General features: G+C 67.3%; 4 protein-coding genes. 2 read left to right on the forward strand and 2 right to left on the reverse strand.

The genetic code is table 11. The features are described from left to right. A partial coding sequence (locus tag EB084_19595) for a hypothetical protein (GenBank protein ID NDD30468.1) occupies positions 1-728 on the forward strand: 728 nt, incomplete at its 5' end. A 9-nt stretch (positions 729-737) separates the two neighbouring features. After that, positions 738-2,873 carry a hypothetical protein gene (locus EB084_19600; protein NDD30469.1) on the forward strand — a complete coding sequence of 712 codons (2,136 nt, stop codon included), beginning with the start codon at positions 738-740 and terminating at the stop codon, positions 2,871-2,873. A gap of 21 nt (positions 2,874-2,894) precedes the next feature. Here EB084_19600 and EB084_19605 read toward each other — a convergent pair whose 3' ends face one another. Further along, positions 2,895-4,442 carry a hypothetical protein gene (locus EB084_19605; protein NDD30470.1) on the reverse strand — a complete coding sequence of 516 codons (1,548 nt, stop codon included), beginning with the start codon at positions 4,440-4,442 and terminating at the stop codon, positions 2,895-2,897. A 173-nt stretch (positions 4,443-4,615) separates the two neighbouring features. After that, positions 4,616-4,804: TIGR03842 family LLM class F420-dependent oxidoreductase (locus EB084_19610; GenBank protein ID NDD30471.1), on the reverse strand; the 189-nt coding region annotated here is incomplete at its 5' end.

Below are 4,804 nucleotides of genomic sequence, written 5' to 3' on the forward strand. Positions count from 1 at the left end.
GGTACGAGTCGCTGGCGCCCGGGAATGTCCGCCGGCTCTTCACCGAGATCAATGCGGGCGCCGACGCCTACATCCTGGGGTGCTTCCATGACGGTGGGCGATTCAATCACGGCATCGCCGATCTGCTGGGCATGCGCCTCATCTACGCAAACGTGGGCGAGAAGCTTCCGGTCTGGACCCGTCCCCTGGCGCTCCCCGATCTGGCCGTGGGCGAGAACGCGCAGGCGCTGCCCCGCCTCTTCGTGGTCGCACAGGCCCAGGTGCTCGACGGCGACACGGCGGTCATCGCCCGTCTGACCATGCCGACGTTCAATCCGCGAGACGCGGTGCTGCTCTCTGCGCCTCCTCGGCGGCTTCCCGAGGGGGCGGAGCAGGGCGGCGAGTCGACCATTCGCTATGCCCGACCGCGTCCAGAGCGGGTCGAGGCAGACGTGCGTCTCGCCCGCGCGTCATGGGTGGTGTTCACCGAGTCTTCCTATCCCGGATGGCGCGCCTTCATCGACGGGGAGGAGGCGCCCATCGAGACGGCCTATACTGCGTTTCAGGCGGTCGCCATGCCATCGGGAGCGCATCAGCTCGCGCTGATCTTCGATCCTCCGGTGCAGCGCTGGGGAGCGGTGATCTCCGTCGTGACGGTTCTGGCGCTGCTCGGGGGGGCTTTGAGGCGCTCAGACCCCTGTCTCGAATCAGGGGAGACGGTAGGGACAACCGTCATCCATGGCAAATAGGGGGAAACCATGAGCACTGCCGCAACCACAGACGATCGTTACGCACGGGTCATCGCCACCCTTGTCACTCTCCTCGAGGGCCGCAACCCATACAACGTTGATCACTGCAAGCTCGTGGCCCACTACACCGAGCTCACCGCTCGGCGGGCCGGCGTGGCCGCCGCCAGTGCGGCGCGCGCCCGTCGCGCGGCGGAGTTCCACACCGTGGGCCTCTTGTTGCAGATGGAGGAGAAGCGGCTTGATCAGAGCCTTCCCGCAGCCCAGAGCGAAGGCGGAGTCGACACGCGCGGCATGTCGATGCGCGCCCGTGAGGAGCAGATCCTGCGCGGTCTCCTGGGAGGCGCGGGTGATCTCGATGGCTGCATCGAGGTCATTTTGCAGCGTCACGAGTGGTACGACGGCACGGGTTCGTCGCGTGGCCTCCGCGGCAGCGCGATCCTCGAAGAGGCGCGGGTTCTCGCCGTTGCAGACGCCTTCGTCGACCTGGCCACGCCGAAGTCGCATCGCGCTCCGGTCACCCTCAACGACGTGTTCCAGTCGCTGCGCGGTCAGGCCGGGACCCAGTTCGAGCCGCGCTTCGTCGACGCGCTCGCGTCGGCGGTGCTCGATGAGGAAGACCGCTGGGGCGCGGCGGCGCGCGCGCGCCGCTTCGAGGCCTCGCGCTGCCGCCACTGGCTGCACCTGGGTCACTTCTACCGCCAGAGCGGCGAGGTGCAGTGGGCCTTCCGCTGCTATACCGCGGCGCAGCGCGTGGCCGACGAGATCGGCGACGCCGATCTCGAGCTCGCGGCTGTGAACGGCCTGTTCCTCGGCTACTGCGACCTCAAGGAGTTCGAGCGCGCACGCGATGTGCTCTCTGCCGCCCGAAAGAAGGCTGCTGACGCGTCTCCGGGCGCACGCCAGGGCATGCAGCTGCTGTGGGGACTGCTCGAGTGCCATCAGGGGCGCGAGGAGAATGCCCTCCAGATCCTCGAGGCGCTGGTGGGTGAGTTCGAGGCTCGTGGTGACGTTGAAGGGCTTGCCGCGGCCAGCGGCCTGGTGGCAAATGTGCTGCTGCTGCATCGGGGTGTCGGAGACCCGCTGCATCTCGAGTGGCTTCGCAGGTTCATGGCCCTGGTGGCAAAGCACGACCTGTTCGACGTGGTCATTCGCTACAGGCCGCAGACCATTCCGCTGCTGCTGGCGGCCGTCATGTCCGACATCGAGTCGAGTGAGGCGCTCGAGCTTCTCTCGCGCATGGGAGAGCCGTGTCATGGGGCGCTCCAGCAGAAGCTGGGCAGCCTCCCTCCGTCCGAGTGGATGAGCGCGCTGCGCCCCCCCACGGCGCTTCCTGTTGCCGCACCGACGGCCGCGGCGCCCACGCGAGAGGTTTCGAGCAGCGGGCGCGACGTCTGGGTCGCCAGTCTCGGAAGCTTTGTCATCTCGCGGGGTGACGCGCGCATCACCGAGGAAGACTGGCCGACGCAGAAGGCCATGCGCCTCTTCGCCATGCTTGCGCACAAGCGAGGGGCCACCGTGCCGTGCCGGCAGATCATCGAAGACCTCTGGCCCGACCGCGATGAGCTGCACGCCCGCAGCAGCCTGCGCAACGCCGTTCACCAGGTGCGCACGTTGCTGCGCGCTGTCACCGACAGCGAAGACGAGCTCTCCGTGGTGCGCAACCGCAAGAGCGACACCATCTCGCTCAAGGGGGAGTACCTCCTCGACACCGACGCGTTCGAGGGCGCGGTGGCCGAAGCCACGCTGCTGCACTCGATGAACCGCCACGACGACGCCGTCGGCGTTCTCAAGCAGGGGCTGTCGCTGTATCGAGGTGACTTTCTCGAGAATGCGCGCGACGAGTGGAGCGAGACGTTGCGGTCACGTCTTGCCGAGAGCCATCTGAAGGGGCTTCAGATGCTCGCGCGCTGCTATCTCCAGCTGGGTGACGCCGAGGCGGCAGAGCTCGTGGCTCGGCGAATCCTGTCGAGCGATGATCTGCGCGAGGAGGCGCATGCCACGCTGGTCGAGGCACTCGAGGGACAAGGGCGCAAGGTCGACGCGCTGCGCCACTGCCAGGAGGCCATGCGTCACCTGCACATCGAGATCGGCCTGGCCTCGCCTGCGACCCTGGGCGCGCTCCAGAAGCGGCTCACGGGCGCCTGAAGCGGCGTGCCGCGCTCAGGCTCAGCCGAAGACGGGCTGCTCGAGACGTAGCAGCGACCGCAGCTGTGCTGCGTCCGGCTTCTCGATGAGGCGGAGCAGATCAGCGGTGGTCAGCGAGACGACGCGCTGAGGGTCGGTTCCGCTCCAGGCGGCGTCGATGTGCGGCAGGTCGAGGGCATGCAGGTTCGGGTGCCACCCTTGCTCGGCTAGCGCAGCGTTGTCGGGCAGGTTCGCGGGCAGGGCACGCTTCGTGAGCTCGACGAGCAAGGAGCGGTCTGACGTCGCGATCATGCCGGGAAGGCTGCTGTCGAGCACCCGTCGCAGCAGCCGCGCGTGCGTGACGGCTTTCAGCATGTCTTGCACGGTGGCCGACTCGCGCGTCGTCATCACGATCTCGTCCTTGCCGTCGGCACGCGCGCGGGTCGCGAGACAGTAGGCCTCGTCCTTGAAGAGGCCCAGCAGCGCCTCGCTCTTTCCGCCCCCCGCTGCGGCCGCACGGATGATGTCGTCGAGCGAATCCGTGAGTACCAGGCCGGGTTCAGGCGACGTGGCGGCGCGACTGACGAGATGATGCAGGCTCTGCAGCAACGTGGGGTGCGGCGCTCGGGTCACCTGGCCCTGGTCGATGAGGCCATCGGCGATCTGCTGCAGGCCCGCGTGATCGAGTGACTCGAGATGCAGCGCCCGTGCCGCCTGAAGGTTGCAGAAGGCAAGGGCGGGGCCGAGCACGCCCACCGTGGCGATGTAGGGGTTGAACCCCAGCGCGCTGGCGGCGCTCGAGATGCCCAGGGCAAGCGGTGCGCCGAGGGCATCGGCCAGCATGTCCTGATTGGCGTTCTTGGCCTGCACCACGCCCTTGTTGTCTCCGCGGGCGAGATGGTTGAACACATTGATGCTCGCGGCTCCCCCCAGCGTGTTGCTCACCGCGCTGGTGACGCTGAAATAGGTGTTCAACGGAACATAGGCCTGGGGGAAGACGGAGAGCATGCCCACTGAGAGCAGGCCGTTGGTTGTGTTCACCAGGCTGCTCATCAAGAGCCACCGCTTCGGGTCGGCGTCGCCGCGACGTGCCAGGTAGGACGCCCCCATGGCGGTGGCTTTGTAGACGAGACCGTTGACGAAGCCAGCCATGGCGGCGTTGGCGCCGGTGGCAAACGCGACCTTCATGGCGTCGAGGTTCACGCTGGCCCCCATGAATCCGACGGCGCCGCTCAGAACCGAGCCCGCCAGTGACCAGCTCCTGAACTTCAGGTATTCTGGGGCCACCGATTCCGAGAGGTTGGGGGGCACGAGCAGCTGGCGCATCCGGTCGACCACCGAGCCATCGGTCATCTGGCCCTTGCGGCGCTCCAGCGCGGCCAGGCGATCAGCGGCGTCGGCACTGTCGGCCCAGGCCACGAGCGTATTGCCCTGGCGATCGTACGAGCGGAGCGTGCCGTCTTTCACGAGCGCATCGAGGCCCACGAGCATGTCGCCGCCGTTGACCTTCTCTTCGATGCGAACCCCGTCGGGCGTGGTTTCCACGGTGACCTTGGCTGCGCCGTTGACGGGCACACCAGATTGCGCCATCTGTAGCAGGTGGCGGGCATCGACGGGCGTGCGCGGCGCGTTGGCCAGTGCGCGGCGCGTTGGCCAGGATCATGCGGGCCTCCCACGGGCAGTCAGGGTGCTGATGCTCACATGGTAGCGCCTGCCCGCGAAAAGACCTCGAAACGATCGTGAAATGCGCGTGATCTGAGGGATCAGGCCGAGGCGGTGGCGCCTCGCATGTTCGGGATGATGTCTCGTCCGAAGGCGTCGAGCGTGCTGTGCTCGTTGCCGTTCATGAGATACAGGTTGAACTGATCGACACCGATCTCTTCGAGGTGCGCGAGCTTCTCGCGCACCTGCGCGGCGCTTCCGATGACGCAGAAGCGGTCGACCACCTCGTC

The sequence above is a fragment of the Pseudomonadota bacterium genome (assembly GCA_010028905.1).
Classification (GTDB): Bacteria; Vulcanimicrobiota; Xenobia; order RGZZ01; family RGZZ01; genus RGZZ01.